8 protein-coding genes are annotated in these 15,623 nt (G+C 54.4%); 4 read left to right on the forward strand and 4 right to left on the reverse strand.

The genetic code is table 11. The annotated features are described in order from the left end of the window. The first annotated feature begins 31 nt into the window (after positions 1-31). Positions 32-2,644 carry a tetratricopeptide repeat protein gene (locus tag QVZ43_RS11730; protein WP_302910083.1) on the forward strand — a complete coding sequence of 871 codons (2,613 nt, stop codon included), beginning with the start codon at positions 32-34 and terminating at the stop codon, positions 2,642-2,644. A 106-nt stretch (positions 2,645-2,750) separates the two neighbouring features. Continuing rightward, a complete protein-coding gene (gene xrtA / locus QVZ43_RS11735; RefSeq protein ID WP_302910084.1) occupies positions 2,751-4,256 on the forward strand; it encodes an exosortase A in 1,506 nt (501 codons plus the stop codon). A 17-nt stretch (positions 4,257-4,273) separates the two neighbouring features. On the opposite strand, the gene QVZ43_RS11740 is transcribed toward xrtA, so the two are convergent. From QVZ43_RS11740 to QVZ43_RS11755, 4 genes are all read right to left on the reverse strand, one after another. Continuing rightward, the gene (locus QVZ43_RS11740; RefSeq protein WP_302910085.1) at positions 4,274-5,155 is read right to left on the reverse strand and encodes a formyl transferase; all 882 of its coding nucleotides are present in this window, start codon (positions 5,153-5,155) and stop codon (positions 4,274-4,276) included. Between the two features lie 16 nt (positions 5,156-5,171). Continuing rightward, positions 5,172-6,407 carry a GNAT family N-acetyltransferase gene (locus QVZ43_RS11745; protein WP_302910086.1) on the reverse strand — a complete coding sequence of 412 codons (1,236 nt, stop codon included), beginning with the start codon at positions 6,405-6,407 and terminating at the stop codon, positions 5,172-5,174. A gap of 15 nt (positions 6,408-6,422) precedes the next feature. After that, on the reverse strand, positions 6,423-7,277 hold the full coding sequence (locus tag QVZ43_RS11750) for a cupin-like domain-containing protein (RefSeq protein WP_302910087.1): 855 nt from the start codon (positions 7,275-7,277) through the stop codon (positions 6,423-6,425). A 204-nt stretch (positions 7,278-7,481) separates the two neighbouring features. After that, on the reverse strand, positions 7,482-8,171 hold the full coding sequence (locus QVZ43_RS11755) for a GNAT family N-acetyltransferase (RefSeq protein WP_302910088.1): 690 nt from the start codon (positions 8,169-8,171) through the stop codon (positions 7,482-7,484). A gap of 27 nt (positions 8,172-8,198) precedes the next feature. Here QVZ43_RS11755 and QVZ43_RS11760 point away from each other — a divergent pair, with 27 nt between their 5' ends. Both QVZ43_RS11760 and QVZ43_RS11765 read left to right on the forward strand, forming a co-directional pair. After that, positions 8,199-8,843 (forward strand): 4'-phosphopantetheinyl transferase family protein, encoded by a 645-nt coding sequence (locus QVZ43_RS11760; RefSeq protein ID WP_302910089.1) that lies wholly within the window; start codon positions 8,199-8,201, stop codon positions 8,841-8,843. Positions 8,844-9,030: 187 nt separating this feature from the next. Beyond that, positions 9,031-15,618 carry a polyketide synthase gene (locus QVZ43_RS11765; RefSeq protein WP_302910090.1) on the forward strand — a complete coding sequence of 2,196 codons (6,588 nt, stop codon included), beginning with the start codon at positions 9,031-9,033 and terminating at the stop codon, positions 15,616-15,618. The last annotated feature ends 5 nt before the right edge of the window (positions 15,619-15,623 follow it).

A 15,623-nucleotide genomic window follows, 5' to 3' on the forward strand; every position in this document is an offset into this window, starting at 1 on the left:
ATTAACGGGGTGTGGAAGCGACGAAAAGGAAATGAGCCAACAAGAGATCCGGTACTTGAGTCATCTGGATCAGGCTCGTTTTTATCAACGCCAGGGTGAGCTGAAAGCGAGCACCCAGGAAGCCCGAAGCGCCATTGAAATGCAACCGGGGCAAACAGAGCCTTACTTCCTTATTATCGATAATCTGTTAACGGCCGGCGATGCTGTCAGTGCTGAGCGTCAGGTCCAAAAGCTCCTGCAGCGGATTTCCAAGAAAGCCGTCGGGCCAACGGTGAACAATCGGGCGACCCTTATCCTCGCCGAAGCCTACCTGAAGCAGGCGAAATTTAAGGAAGCGCTTGCTGCACTGAAAAGCATCTCCTCCGCTGACCACCCAACCGAACTGAAGGTTGAGCTCCTGCAGGCTGAAGCCCACTTGACCGCTGGAGACCTGGAGACAGCAAAGGAAACCTATCACAAAGCGCTGACAATGGACCCAGGTTCCATCAAGGCCCTTATCGGCCTTTCCAAAGCCGCAATGGCCTCCGGTGACCCCAAAACGGCCCATTCGTTCGTTTCCCACGCCAATGAAATTGACATGGACAATGGCGAACTCTGGCTATGGAAAGCACAACTTGCTCACCTGGATGAACACTGGGAGAGCGCAGAAGAGGCCTATGTTCGCGCCCTGGATGAGATTGGCCAGTACGACATTATGACGGCAAAAAAATACGCCACTATGACAGCGCTGATTCACGTGCTCAGGGCTCAGAGCAAGTTTTCGGAGGCCTACGTTTACGAAGAAATTCTGGCCAAATCCCCACTTGGCCGAGTCAAAAGCAATCTTCTTGCTGCCAGCGAGGCGGTGGAATCGGGCAACCTCACCGAAGCCGAGCGCTACCTTAGCGACATCTTGGCCCAGGCCCCTGATCACCAACAGAGCAATCTGATGCTCGCGCTCATTCGCTTTAAACAAGGTCGCTCACGTGATGCACAGGAATTACTCGCCCCGATTGTTCAGAAAGGCGACTCCCCCCTTGCAAACAAAATGCTCGCGGCCTCATTGCTCCAGATGGGGGACGCCCAAGGTGCGCAGTCGACCCTCGCGCAGATTGACAAAAACGAGTCTGACCCGGAAGTGCTTGCAATGGTAGCCATTGCCGCACTTGAAAGCGGCGACTGGGAAAACGGCGAGCCCCTGATGGAGGATGCGCTGGCACTGAATCCAGACAACCATGACCTGAGACTGAGATACGCCACCTACCTTAGTCAGCGAGGAGATTACGCGAAGGCCCTGTCCCAGGTAAACGTTGCCCGCTCCAGGAGCCCGGACTCCCATGAGACCCGGAACCTTGAAATACAGATTCATCTCAGAGCCGGCGATACCGCATCCGCTGTTTCGACTGCCGATGCGTGGGTAAACGAAGAGCCAAAAAACATGCACGCTTTGTTGGCGCGCGGGAATCTCGCCATTGTTCAAAACCAGCCACACAAGGCAGAAGAATACTTCACCAAAGCCCAGTCACAATCGCCCAAGTCGGTAGGACCCTTAATCGCACTTGGGCGTCTTGCTCTCATGCAAGGGGAACGGGAGGAAGCCAAACGCGAGTTTCAGAAAGCTGTCAAAGTGTCCCCCAACAGTTCTCCGGCGATTCAGGGTCTGATTGCCTCACAGAGCATGAAAGATTCCAAAGTCTTCATGCAATCGATAGTCGCCAAGCACCCCGATGCCCTTGGCCCGAAACTTTTACTGCTCGAAATTGCCCTGCTTGAAGAAGATTCAACCCGCGCTGACGATCTCACGGCCACTCTGCTTGAACGAGAGGACGAGGTGACGCCATCACCCAACGCTCCTCTGGTCGAAGACGTATACAGCAGGGTAATTGCCACACTTTCAGACAATGGACAGCAAGATCAGTCAGATTCATTGCTGCAACGAGCACAGATCCTGTTCCCAGGCAGCGAATCCATTGCGATTCTGGCAGCAAAGGCAGCTTTCACCAGGGATGAAGAGGAAGCGGCAAGAGCCATTCTTCAGAAGGCCCGAGCAGATTACCCAAACTCTGCTGCCCCATTGCTCGCGGAAGCAACATACCTTGAGAAGAAAGCCCACTACCAGCGCGCGGCAGAACTCTATAAGGAAGCTCTAAACCTGCAGTCCAGCGTCGCACTGGTTTCAGGCTATATCCGAAATCTGCAGCTGTCCGGAGACGATGAAGAGGCCCTCTTGTACCTCGAGGAAGAGATTCGCTCCCATCCGTCGAGCAAACAATTGCGCTTGAATCTAGCCTTGCTCCAGCAGTCTGCAGGTGAGGACACCGCCGCTCGAGACAATTACGAACGCTTGCTGGAATCCGAGCCTAACAATACCGTGGTATTGAATAATCTCGCCTGGATCTATCAGAAGCAGGGCGATACACGGGCCCTCGAACTGGCCCGAAGAGCCTATAATCTAAACCCGAAAAGCGGCGCGGTGGCAGATACCTACGGGTGGATTCTTTTGCAAACCGGTAACCACCAAAAGAGTATTTCGATCCTGGAGAAAGCCTATGAACTGGAGCCGGATTCCGAGGACATCGCCAAGCACCTTGCTGAGGCCTACCGAAAAGCGGGCATGACGTCTGCCGCAGAGCGACTGCTGGAAAAACGAGGAGATCGGGGCTGATTCCCATTCAAAACCTATCCGACCACGGTCAAAACTGTCACGATCAGAAAAGTTGGAGTATGGTACAGACAACCATCCCGCTATAACGTTTGACCAAAAGGACGTTATGAGCCGTCTAGAAACGAACATACTCCAATATCTTTGGCTCCTCTCGTTTCCGCTGCTTGCCTTCAGCCTGTGGTCAGAGTGGCAGGAGTTTTTTGCCCTCTGGAAAGAATCCATTGTCTACCATCATGGCTACCTTGTCCTGGCGGGTGCCTGCTTTGTGCTATTCAGCCGCAGAGATCGATTCAGCGCATTGACCATTAGTGGCTCACCACTGGCATTACTCCTTCTTGCGGTCTGTAGTGCAGTACTCTTGTTCTCTCAAGCAGCCGATATCCGCTTTATCCGCCTGATGCTGGTTCCGGTAATGATGGTGCTTTGGGGCTGGTCGATATGGGGTGCCGGATTTCTCCAGATAGCCGGCGGCCCAATTCTATTGCTCATCTTTGGAGTACCTGTTTGGGACGACTTATCGCCGCTCCTGCAGCACATCACCGTCTTCTTCAATGATATTCTCCTGCGCCTATTCAACATTGACGCCATCATCAGAGAATTTTTCATTGAGCTTGACGTAGGCGTTTTCCATGTTGAAAACGGCTGTAGTGGTGTCCGATATTTGATGGTGGCGCTGTTTTTGGCCGCGTTCTACGGTCAGATTTTTTACAGGAAGCTCAGTTCAAAAGTCCTGCTTGTTCTTTTCGCTGGATTGCTTTCCATGCTGTCCAACTGGATTCGGGTATTCGGCATCATCCTGGCCGGCCATTTCACCAACATGGAAACGTCACTGGTTGAGGACCATGAACTCTTTGGCTGGGGTATTTTTATGATCTTCACGCTGATGCCTCTCTTCTTTCTGTCAGGCAGGTTCGAAGCCTTTCCAGCGAGGAACACAGAAGGGACACTACGAAGGCGGCCAGCAACACCGAATAAAAGCATTTCGTCCTGGGGCTGGCCAGCGGTCGCTTCCAGTCTTCTAATCTGGCCTTCGCTATTGCCGATGGTGCTTGAAGCCAAGACCGAACGAATTGCAGAAAGCTGGCAACCCGAGCTTGTCACTCCCTCACCGGGATGGAAAGGTCCAATCCCCCACGTGACAATATGGACACCCAAATACATCGCGCCCGATTTCAATTTGAGTGGGGTCTACGTCTCTGAGGACCTTAAACAAGTCCAACTGCAGATTACTGGCTATAAACGACAGGTTCAGGATAAAGAGCTTATTTTCTTCAAGAATAAGCTCTTCGATCCCGAGGCCTGGATTCTTTTGTCGAGCCAGAAGCGCCCTCTTCCGTCATACAAGGGACTGATACCACCCACCGTCAATGAGACTGTCATTCAAAATAAAGAAGACGCATCAAAGGTGATCGTCTGGTCCTGGTACGAACTCGGAGGCTACCTGACCGACTCCAGGCTCGAAGCCAAAATTGCGGGAGCAATCAAGAAATTATCGGGAGACAATCGCGGCGCGTTATGGGCCCTCGCGGGTCCCTGCGGAACAGAGTCGAAGCTGACTTGTGAGCACCAGCGCGATGTATTTCAGCGCTTCATGCAAAGCTCGCTCCAGTAAGGTCGTAAAATCAACGTCTACGAGCGAGGACACTGGAATTCGTTGATGAGCGCCTGGCGAACTCGTTGGTCCCTCTGACCTTTATTGGACAAGTAGTCCGATACTACCCCATTCTTAATCTGACTCCACGCCTTCCTTTTCGCGTGGACGTCAAACATATCGTTGAGATAAAGGGCTCCCCTTGTCTTCAGGGGAATGGCTTCAATTGACGCACGTTCCAGGTCAGAAATAGCCTGGACCATCATTTGAACCCCCAAGCGCACCACTTTTTCATAAAGGCTATTCGGGTGATCGTCCGCGGAAATTGACGGCCGCCCCTGATAGACCACATCGCCATCGTCAACGCCCGGGGAAACAAAGTGGATGGTCGCCCCGACGCACTCAGGCTCACCGTTGTGGATCGCCCAGTCGGTTGGAAACAGACCGCGATAGAACTGCGAAAGGCCGCCATGGAGATTCAGAACACCGTGTGTGGGAATAGAAAGCAGATCGCTTTTCATGATCGATGCCCCACACACTGCGATAACATCAGGCTGCCTGGCTCGGATCCAGGCGCAGTTTTCAGGGGCATTAATGTCGTTCACGCCACGGGTGTACAGTACTTCAGTGTCCTCGTCAGGGAACAGCTGTTTGCCCTCATCGCCAAATGATAAAGCGAACTCCGGGTTGTTGTATTCCTGGTGCTTTTCAACGAATGTTCTATCCAGGACTTCCGTCACTTTCTTAAAAAACACTGGCGGATTGCCAACATACTTCATGGCTTTTCTTGCCAACGAGGACCGATCCTTTTCCGGGATTTGATTCTCGATCACGACGCCCACCACATTCAACGACTTCATCAGCTGGTTGGCGAAAAATAAATCCGACTTATCCTGACTGACGACGACCACAGTACGCATCGCCCTTCCTCCCTGTTCATCCGTGTTTGCCAGACCCGGTTCCGGTGCTTCGTAATGGCTTGATAAAAGGCTTGAGTTTAGGAATGACGCGATATTCCAGAAAGTGCAGGGCCCGAAGCTTTACGCTGTCACCATACAGTTCGATGGTACAGAGATCCTTGTAGTCGGTAGCCCAATGACTGAGGTACCAGTAATCGTCGGCGCAGGTGTAGTACTGTCGGCAGGTTCCGTCGTCAAAAAGGTGCTTCAGCGCGGTATATTCCAGTACCGAGCCTGGGGAAACTGCCCTGTACTCCTGATCGTAATCAGCCCGAATCGGATAAACGACGCCGTCAAAGGTCAAATGTAACTCGAACGCCACCGGTCGCTCCCTATCACGAGCAATCCATCCGGTAATGCATCCCGATGGCCCTAGCTTCTCGATAAGATTCAACAAAAACTGGCGACTCTTCAGGTTTGATCCCAGATCATTGCCAATGGTCGACTTCCAGCTCCTGGAGGAAATCGTCACGAGTTCGCTAACCAATCTCTGATCCACACGGGTAATCGGCTCAGCGTTCACCGATAACCCCGCGTGATTTTTAAACCGGTTAAGCTTGTGGTTCAAACTCTTCTTCAGCGTTCGGGGCCTTGATCGATAAAAATCATCCCAGGGCTGATCAATACTAACGATGGGTGTTCGTATGCTCGGCTTTTGGCCGACTCTCTCGGAAAATCCGGAGGCGTCCGCCAGCAGGAACGATTTTAGCGCACTGCTCTGGTCAATCTTGAAAAACAATCCCAGTTCCCTGGGAGCCACATGTGACAGTAACCTGAAGGTCACATCTCGATCAGCGGCGGACATATCAGAATCAACAACGATGGCCGAGTAGGGAGAATGACCATTGGCAGCGAGCTTGAGCAGGGTGACGGGAACGCCCCTGTGACGCTGCACGTGGCGCACGAGAGGCGCAATCCCAACGAGCCGGCCTCCTTGATAGGCACACCGGAACTCCATTTCCATGCCTCTGTCCTGCCCAAACGCTTTCCACCAGGACGAAAGCCAGAAGGACATCAGAGGTAAAGGCACGGGATCCAGCCTATTCAAAAATTCATCCCATTCACCGGCCACCCGCGCAAAATCATCGAGCGAGCACACCACTCGTAACGCGATTTCCGGACCAGTCTGGAGAAGGCCCGAAACCAGCGCAACGGATCGGTGGCCGCCAGAGGTTTCAGGGCTGGAAAAACCAACCGGAATGCGTTCTTGCAAGAGATGACTCCTTGCCTAGGCGGCTGATAGCTTGTGCTTGACCTTGCGAAGCGTATCCAGCACATCGATAGCCCGACGCTTGATCCAGAAGTTGAGCAAGGGTTGGTGAAGCCAATGTGTGAGACTGTTCTGCATCCAGAAATAATTCACGGAGACGTTGCGCCCCTCGGCCTGAATGTAGTGCCAGGTGCCGGCCGGAATGAACAACGCCTGTCCTTCCTCAAGCCAGCCGGCCAACCCGCGAGCCTGACCTAGCTTGGGAAAACTCTCCAGATCCGGTGCTGCACAATTCACTTTGCTGTCCACCACACGGTTCTCGCGAATCGCTTTCAGGCTGAACGGGCTGTAGGCATACATGCAGTCACTCTGTTCCGGTGAAAACAAAATGAACCGCTTACGGCCCTCCAGCATCATCAGCAGGCTGTGAGTCTCGTCATAATGCAGAAGCGACGTATTTTTCCCCGGCCCAACGTACAGATTCGATACTCGAAACCCCTCTTCCGGCACAAACGGAGGTAACGAAACATCGATTTCCGGCGGCAGATCATCAGAAACCCCTCTGCCCTTCAGTGGTTCCAGCGCATACCCGTCATGAGTGGTTTCCATCATCTGATCAAAATCATCCATTGGAATACGCTCAAAACCTAGATAGTGAAAAATGCCATCCTCGGACTTTCTCTGGATCCGAATACTTTGTAAATGGTGTTTAAAGTAGTCGTAGTCCCAATCGCGGGTGAAGGGCAATGCTTCCCGTATCCCGTTCAGAAGAACCGGCTTACGCTCCTGGATATAGGGAAGCAAGCCGTCTTCTGATGTTGGGAAAGGTATGGATTCAATGGCTTCTGAGCCTGCGAGGTCGAACAAGTCCATTTTGAGGTCCCTTTTCACCGAACCATTGCAGCATTATTCGGAGTCTTCGCCGACACGAAAAGATGTGACTCCGTTAACAACGCCGATTCCATTAGGGTATAGGCCATGCCCCAAGAAGCCGCAAGGCGCAGCGGTCCCGGCGCCCATACCCAATATAGTTAATTTCTTACTGCACTTTTAAAAACGGGAGGAAAGAGCGTTTAACTAGCTGAACTGAAGCTGGTCAAATTGAGGTTGGGCCCAGGTCAGCCTTCCATCCTTTAAAGCCAAACTGAGAACAACCCTGCCAAAAACCCGAAAACTCCAGTAAGTAAACAGAGGCTGAAACCCCACTTTCTTCAGCGCCGCTTTGGACGCGGTGTTATTGCTGTCCACTGCGACCAGAGCAACGTTGGTCTCTACTCCTTGAGACTGCATCATCGAGCGGAGAAGGGTCTGGAAATAGCCTTTACCCCGATGCTCTTCGGGTGTTGCACAGTCCCAGATGTATAGCGCGTGCTCAGGAACGCGCATATTTAATTCGTGAAGAATGCCAACCTGCGCACCAGGCCCGGCCACCCAGCCGTAAGAGACCGGATTCCCGTCCACAAAAAGCTCGTACAGGAAATTGCCCTGCTGGCTGCGTTTCTCAAACTCCTTGAGAGAAAAAGGCAAGCCCGCCCGGTGGGTCTGTGTCCGGACAAAATGGCACCGGTCGTCCGATCGTGACGAATCCCTTACTACCGGCTGCTGCATCATGATGCCGATCTTGAATTCAACACGCCGGTTAAACCAACGCTTGCCCGTCCCTAGCCAACGCCTTAATGTGCTCAATATCCCTGCGTCCTCTTGGTCCCGTTGCCATAATGAGCAAAGCGCCCAACGAACAGTCCAGTCGCCCCAAAAAAGCGGCAAAACAGATGGCCCAGCAACTGATTCCCTATGATCAGCTATAGCACAGATCACATCGAAAAGCGCCTCAGCGCGTTTGTCGGAGCACCCGTCTTTGTGGCCTCTGGCGCGCTTTGCGGCGATGAAAGTGACTATGAACAAGAGCGAGAGCTCGTTCGAAACGCTGCCCCCAAACGAAGAGCCGAATTTTTCACCGGCAGACGTTTGGCCCGACAAGCCATGATGCGTGCAGAGCTTCCTCCGGCCCCCGTCCTTAGGGGGGCCGTTGGCAATCCGCTCTGGCCCGATGGCATCACTGGCTCAATCTCTCACGGCCAGTTCCATGCTCTGGCTGCCGTTGCCTACTGCCCTCCCCTACGCCAACTGGGCATCGACCTCCTGGAGGACCCCTCCACCGTCACTGACGATCTTACGGCCATCATTCTCGATTCCCATGAATCAGAGCTGTTGCGAGCCATGTATCCAGATCATCCTCCCAGCGCCCTGGCTTTCTCTGTTAAGGAATCCGTCGTCAAGGTGGCGTCGCCCGAACTCGGCTCTTATCTTGAAATGCTCGATATTCGACTGAAGAATCAGGGGGATAGGCTCGTTGCTGAGGTGCCAGGCCTGCCCGCCGCCGTGCCTTGCCTTGTGCTGCCAACCGAACTGGGCCTTCTGACCGCCAGTTTTGCCTGAATAATTGCGGTAAATCAGATTTTCTCACTGAGTAGCTAAACGCCACGCCACATGGTCCGTTACACTTGGTTATGCTAATTTAACATACTGTAACACCCCGGCTATTCTACCCGGGTGAAGCGCGGATTCTCGGTACGGAGTTCAACCGAGTTTGTATCGGTATTCTCTATCTAAGGAAGGCGACGAGATGATTCCAAAGGTGTCTTCCCGCAGCGCGACCAGTTTTCTTGCAAAATTCGAACAAAATGCCGAGGCATTTGCTGGCAACCCTGCACTGTGGTGCCGGGGCAAGTTCATCAGTTACGCAGAACTGTTAGACAATGCGCGGGTTATTCAGGCCCGGATTCAGCGGATGGGCGTTAAGCCGGGATTGCCCATCGCCATCCATGCTCACGACCGCGAATTGGCAATCACGGCCATCATCGCCATTTTGCGCCACGGCAGCCCTTATCTCCCGCTCGACCCGCTCTATCCGGCAGACAGACTGGATTACATGGTCAATCATGCTCAGGTTGCGCTGACCATCTCCGACAATGACGACTTTCGCTCCACCGTTGGCGATCACCTTGATCTAGGCGAACTTTCCTTTTCCGGGTCTTCGGATGTCGACGCGGGCAAGGCCAACATTACTCCGGACTCCAGCGCCTACGTGATCTACACATCCGGGTCTACAGGCACGCCCAAGGGTGTGCTGATGAATCATGGAACACTGGATAATCTGATTGCATGGCAGAATGAGCGATACGAACCAGAGGCCCGTTACCGGACACTGCAGTTTTCCGCATTCAGCTTTGACGTCTCCTTTCAGGAAACCTTTTCCACCCTTGCCATGGGCGGGACCCTCTACCTGATTGAAGACACCACTAAACAGGATTTTCGGCGGCTGCTGGAGTTCATTGATGAACACCGGATCGAGCGGATTTTCCTGCCCTACATCGCGTTGCTGCAACTGGTGATGTGGGCCAACCGGCTGAAACTTTATCCTTCGTCCCTTAAAGAAGTCATCACTGCGGGCGAGCAACTGGTCATCAGCAAAGAACTTCGTACGGCCTTCAGCGGTCTTGAAAACGCCATGCTGTGCAATCAGTACGGGCCCTGCGAAACCCATGTAGTGAGCGAATATCAGCTGCACCAACCGACTGATAACTGGCCGGCGCTACCGCCGATTGGGCTCCCGATCACCTCTGCCGAGTTGCTGGTACTGGATGACCATCAGCAACCAGTAACGCCCGGCGATGTCGGGGAACTCTATATCGCCGGTCCGGTCCTTGCCGACGGCTACATCAACAGTCCTGAACAGACCGCCGAGCGTTTCATTGAGCTTCAGGGACCAGAGCCTAGGCGGGCCTATCGCACCGGGGATCTGGTGAGCGTGAATAGCAACGGAGAATACGCCTATCACGGCAGGATGGACAATCAGGTGAAGATCCGTGGTTATCGAATCGAACTCAGTGAAGTGGAGGTCCGACTACTCGATACAGGCTTGGTTTCCGAAGCCGCGGCCGCCGTTCAGCAAGTCGGTGAGCAAAAGAGACTCATAGCCTTCGTAACCGAAGCAGAGCGCGGTCAGATCAGCGACGACGCTATCCGTAAACAGCTCAAGTCGCATATGCCCGACTACATGGTGCCGTCCCGTTTTATCTGGGTTGACGCTCTGTTAAAGACACCGTCGGGGAAGATTGACCGGAAATCCATGCTGGAGTCGTTGGAACCCACCACTGAGCAGCGAACCGAGACCACAAGCAGCGAAGTCTTATCCGAGCAATTGATGTCCATTATCCGGGACGAATTGAATCACCCTGGCCTGATGAAAGACCAGAACCTTCAGGATCAGGGAATGGACTCCTTGGCCGCAAACCGAATCGCGGCCTCTTTCCTGGAAAAAGCAGGGCTCTCTGTACCGGTCTATTCGCTCTTTCAACACCGTACGGCGGGTCACTTCCTTCGATACGCAACCTCCCGGTACAAAGCTGTTCAATCTGGCGAATCCCAGGCCAACAACGCCCCATCACGGGATGAATCACTCCGGGATGTAGCCATTATTGGCCTTTCGGCTCGTGTTCCCGGAGCCAACTCGATTGAGCAATTCTGGCAGAACCTGCTGGATGGCAAGGAAACTGTCACCTTTTTCGAGCCGGAAAATCCCTCAACCAATCAGGTAAACGCCCGCGGGGTTCTGGATGACCCGCTCGGATTTGACGCCCGTTTTTTTGGCATCACCCCCATCGAGGCCGAGTTCGTAGACCCGCAACAACGGCTGCTGCTTGAGCTTGCCTGGCATGCCCTGGAAAACGCGGGGGTTGACCCGGAAAAGTTCGCCGGCAAGATCGGCGTGTTCTGCGGGGTCGGCAACAACACCTATTACCTCAACAACGTACTCAAAAATCACGAAAAGCTTGAAGATTACGGCCCGCTTCAGGCCATGGTCGCCAACGAAAAGGATTACGCGGCAACCCGCCTTGCCCATAAACTGAACCTGGTTGGCCCCGCATTGAGCATTCATACCGCCTGCTCGACCTCGCTGGTCGCGGTTGCTGAAGCGGTCGAGGCGATCCGTCACGGACGCTGTGATATAGCCATCGCAGGTGGCGCCTCGGTTGCATTCCCGCAACAGCAGCCGCACACCCATGAAGAAGGCAGCATTTATACCCGGGATGGACATACCAGGCCATTCGACGCCAACAGTTCCGGTACCGTGTTCAGCGATGGCGGCGGCATGGTGGTTCTCAAGCGCCTTGATGAAGCCCTGAAGGACCGGGATTACGTCTACGCGGCCATTACCGGTATCGGGGTCAACAACGATGGCGCCGAAAAAGGCAGCTTCTCCGGTCCGAGTGTTGAGGGGCAAAAGTCGGTCATCCTCTCAGCCATCAAAGATGCCCGGCAAACCGTGAGTGAGATTGGCTATGTGGAGGCCCATGGAACCGCCACGCCCATTGGCGATCCCATCGAGGTTACAGCGCTGAGCTCTGCGTTCTCGCAGTTCACACCAGACAGGCAGTTCTGCAAACTGGGTTCGGTCAAAAGCAATTTCGGTCACCTGACAGCGGCGGCGGGTGTTGTCGGCCTCATCAAATCTGCCCTGGCTATTGACCGTGGTGTGATTCCCCCATCGATCAATTTCGAAACCCCCAATCCGGAACTGGCTCTGGAACAAACGCCCTTTGTTGTTGCCGCCACGTCCAGTCCATGGGAAGCCGAAAAGGAGAAGCGAATTGCCGGTGTGAGCTCATTTGGTATTGGCGGAACCAACGCTCACGTTCTGCTCAAAGGCGTCCAAGCCGATGCAACCGACACATTCGGAGCCACACCCAACTGGGTTCCGCTCTGCTTCAGTGCCCATTCTGCCGAGGCGCTCTCGGCTCTGATAAGCTCACACCGGGGCCTGCTGGAAGAATGCAGCAGCGCGGCAGCCCGTGCCGACCTGGTATCCGCCCTCATTCGCTCCCGTCGCGCTTTCCCTTTCCGCGAAACCGTCTTGCAAACGGTTGGTAACGAGGCACTGAACAACGTCTCTGAAAACGCAGCCGACAATGACCCCGCGTTCGGCGAACCCACCATCGTCTTCGCCTTCCCCGGTCAGGGATGCCAGGTAGCCGGTATGGGACGTCGGTTGTATGAGCATGTTCCCGTGTTCAGGGAAGGCATTGATCACTGCGACGACATTCTGAAGCAGGAATACAATGTTGATATCAAGGAATTGCTATTCCATTCCGGTGACCCGCTAAAAGACACCCAGAAGACACAGATTGCACTGTTCTGCGTCGGTTTTGGCCTGGCTAAAGTGCTCAACCGGCTCGGCGTTCAGCCGGCTGCAGGCATCGGGCACAGTATTGGCGAATTGGTTGCGGCAACAGTAGCCGGTGTCTTTGATCTACCTACTGCACTTCGCGTTGTACTGACACGCGGCGAGGTGATGCAGGCTCAGCAGCCCGGTTCGATGATGGCAGTAAGAGCCGATATCGACGAGTTAACGCCCTTATTGCCCGCTGGCGTGGTCATTGCGGCAGAAAACACAGAAGGCAGTGTCACCCTGTCCGGGGAGTCTGAGGCTGTAAAGGCGTTTGGCAAGATTCTTGGCCAGCAAGGCATCAAATTCAGGGAACTCAACACCTCCCATGCCTTCCATTCACCCTCCATGGATGGTGCCAGCAAGGCCTTTGCCGAGCGATTAGAAAACATTGAACTGCATTCCCCTCGCTTCCGGTTCATATCCTGCGTGTCTGGCGACTGGATAACCGATGATCAGGCAACGGACATCCGCTACTGGGCCCGGCAAATCCGCCAGCCGGTTCAGTTCCGGAAAGGCTGCCAGACCCTTGGGGAACTGAATCAACTGGTCGTCCTTGAATGTGGGCCTCAGGGCACCGTGTGTGGCATGGCCATGCAGAACCTGGCTGAAAAATCCGATGTGGTCTTCGTTCCCCTGGTTGCAGAAGCCGGCGATGACGAGAAAGAGCTGGCATCGTTTTCTACAGGCCTCGGAAAGGCATGGTGCGCCGGCGTTGACGTGGATTGGCCTTGCGGTGAATTCCCGCCCAGCCTGCGGTCCAGCCTGCCCCAGTATCCTTTCCAACATAAGACATTTGTGATTGAACCACTGGCAGAAGCCGCTGTGCCGGGGCCCTCAGAGAGTTACTCTCCAACTCAGCCCGACTTTGCTGCTGCGATTCCCGATTCCCCGAGTTTGACTGGACAAAACATGAACGACGCCATCAAGGAACAATTGCGTACCCTGTTTTCCGACATCTCCGGCATTGACCTTAGCCAGGCGGATGGCGAAGCCACATTCTTTGAACTGGGACTGGACTCTCTGCTTCTCACCCAGTCTACCCTGAAACTTAAAAAGAAGTTCAAAGTGAACCTGACGTTCCGCCAACTTCTGAACGATTGCGGCAATCTGGACAAGCTGACGGAGTACCTGATCAAGGAAGGCGTCACGGCGGGAACCCCCCAGGCTACGCCAGCGCCTCAGGCGTCTCGGAGCAGGCAGCAAGGCGGGGCATTGCCCGGGACACCTCCGGGCCAGATACCGCCTGGCATCATGAACACACCGCAGCCCGCCATGGCGCAAGCGCCTTCCGGAGATATCCAGGCGCTACTGCAACAGCAGATGCAGATCATGCAGGGTCAACTGGCTGTGCTGTCTTCTCTGGCGTCACAGGGCCCGCTGCCGGTAACGCCCGCATCATCTGATTCGGGCAAAGTAAGCCAAACCAGATCCTCCCATGAGGGCCTGAAGCCGTTTGGCGCAGGCACCCGTATCAACGTCAAACGCAGTAACGACATGACACCGGTGCAGAAGCAAAACTTCGATCACCTGTCTGAGCGCTACAACCAGCGCTTCGCCAGGTCCAAGCAGTTTGCCCAGGACAACCGCAAACAGCTAGCCGACCCCCGTGTGGTATCCGGTTTTCGGACCGTCATAAAAGAGGTGATATACCCCATCGTCGTTGAGCGCTCTGAGGGCCCCTACCTCTGGGACATCGATGGCGGGAAGCTTATCGACGTAACCTGTGGATTTGGCTCTAATTTCTTTGGAAATTCGGCTGCGTTTATCAAGGAAGCCATCGCACGGCAGCTGGACACCGGCTACGAAATCGGTCCGCAGCACCCGCTGGTTGCGGAGGCCTCAAGGCTTTTCTGCCAGGTTACCGGGAATGAACGGGTCGCATTCTGCAATACCGGCTCCGAGGCGGTGCTTGGTGCTATGAGACTCGCGCGAACCGTAACCGCAAAAGAAAAAGTCGTGCTGTTCGAAAACGACTACCACGGCATCCACGACGACGTCATCGTCACACGGGGAAGCAATGGCTATGCGGTGCCAGCGGCGGCTGGCATTCCGGACTCCGCGGTAGAGAACATGATTGTCCTCGATTATGGCAGCGACGAATCGCTGGACTATATTCGCGAACATGCTGACGAAATTGCCGCTATTCTGGTCGAGCCCGTCCAAAGCCGACACCCCAGCCTCCAGCCCAAAGCCTTCCTCGAAAAAGCACGCACGCTGTGTACCGAGCAGGGCATTGCCCTGATCTTCGACGAGGTGATTACCGGATTCCGTATCCATGCAAGGGGCGCACAAGGCTACTACGGCATCGATGCAGACATTTGCACCTACGGAAAGATCGTTGGCGGTGGTCTGCCTATTGGCGCCATTTCGGGCAAAGCCGGATTCATGGACGCACTGGATGGTGGCCAATGGCAGTTCGGAGACGATTCCTCACCAGAGGTTGGCGTTACCTACTTCGCGGGTACCTTCGTCCGCCATCCCCTTGTTCTCTCGGCGGCAGTGGCCGTATTACGGCGACTGGTTGAGGAGCCCGAACTCCAGTCTATTCTCAATGACCGCGCCGACCGGATGGTGGAGGAAATCAACCAGTACGCCAGGATGATCGGTGCGCCGCTAAAAATCGAAAACTGCGGCTCCATGTGCAAGATCAAGATCCCCCAGGACATTGCCTTTGAAGAGCTGATTTACATCCTGCTTCGTGAAAAAGGAATCCATGTCTGGGACGCCAGACCAATGTTCATCACAACCGCTCATACCGAGGAGGATATTCAGAGCATTATCCAAGCGTTCAAGGACGCGATGGATGACATGATTGCCATGGAATTTTTCCCGGTTACGGAAGATCCGACTAAAGTCAGTAAGACGGAGAGTCAGAAGCCCCCGGTCGAGGGTGCGCGCCTGGGAAGGGATGAAAATGGCAAAGCCGCGTGGTTCGTCCCGTCAAGAACGAACAAGAACCAGTTTGAGAAATGGGCAGGCTAAGCACG

The organism is Marinobacter suaedae, assembly GCF_030519635.1.
GTDB lineage: Bacteria > Pseudomonadota > Gammaproteobacteria > Pseudomonadales > Oleiphilaceae > Marinobacter > Marinobacter suaedae.

What these genes read in the sequence shown, in the direction of transcription:
- QVZ43_RS11730 (WP_302910083.1), top strand. Translation starts at nt 32, where the DNA reads ATGAGCCAACAAGAGATCCGGTACTTGAGTCATCTGGATCAGGCTCGT.
- xrtA (WP_302910084.1), top strand. Translation starts at nt 2,751, where the DNA reads ATGAGCCGTCTAGAAACGAACATACTCCAATATCTTTGGCTCCTCTCG.
- QVZ43_RS11740 (WP_302910085.1), bottom strand. Translation starts at nt 5,155, where the DNA reads ATGCGTACTGTGGTCGTCGTCAGTCAGGATAAGTCGGATTTATTTTTC.
- QVZ43_RS11750 (WP_302910087.1), bottom strand. Translation starts at nt 7,277, where the DNA reads ATGGACTTGTTCGACCTCGCAGGCTCAGAAGCCATTGAATCCATACCT.
- QVZ43_RS11760 (WP_302910089.1), top strand. Translation starts at nt 8,199, where the DNA reads ATGATCAGCTATAGCACAGATCACATCGAAAAGCGCCTCAGCGCGTTT.
- QVZ43_RS11765 (WP_302910090.1), top strand. Translation starts at nt 9,031, where the DNA reads ATGATTCCAAAGGTGTCTTCCCGCAGCGCGACCAGTTTTCTTGCAAAA.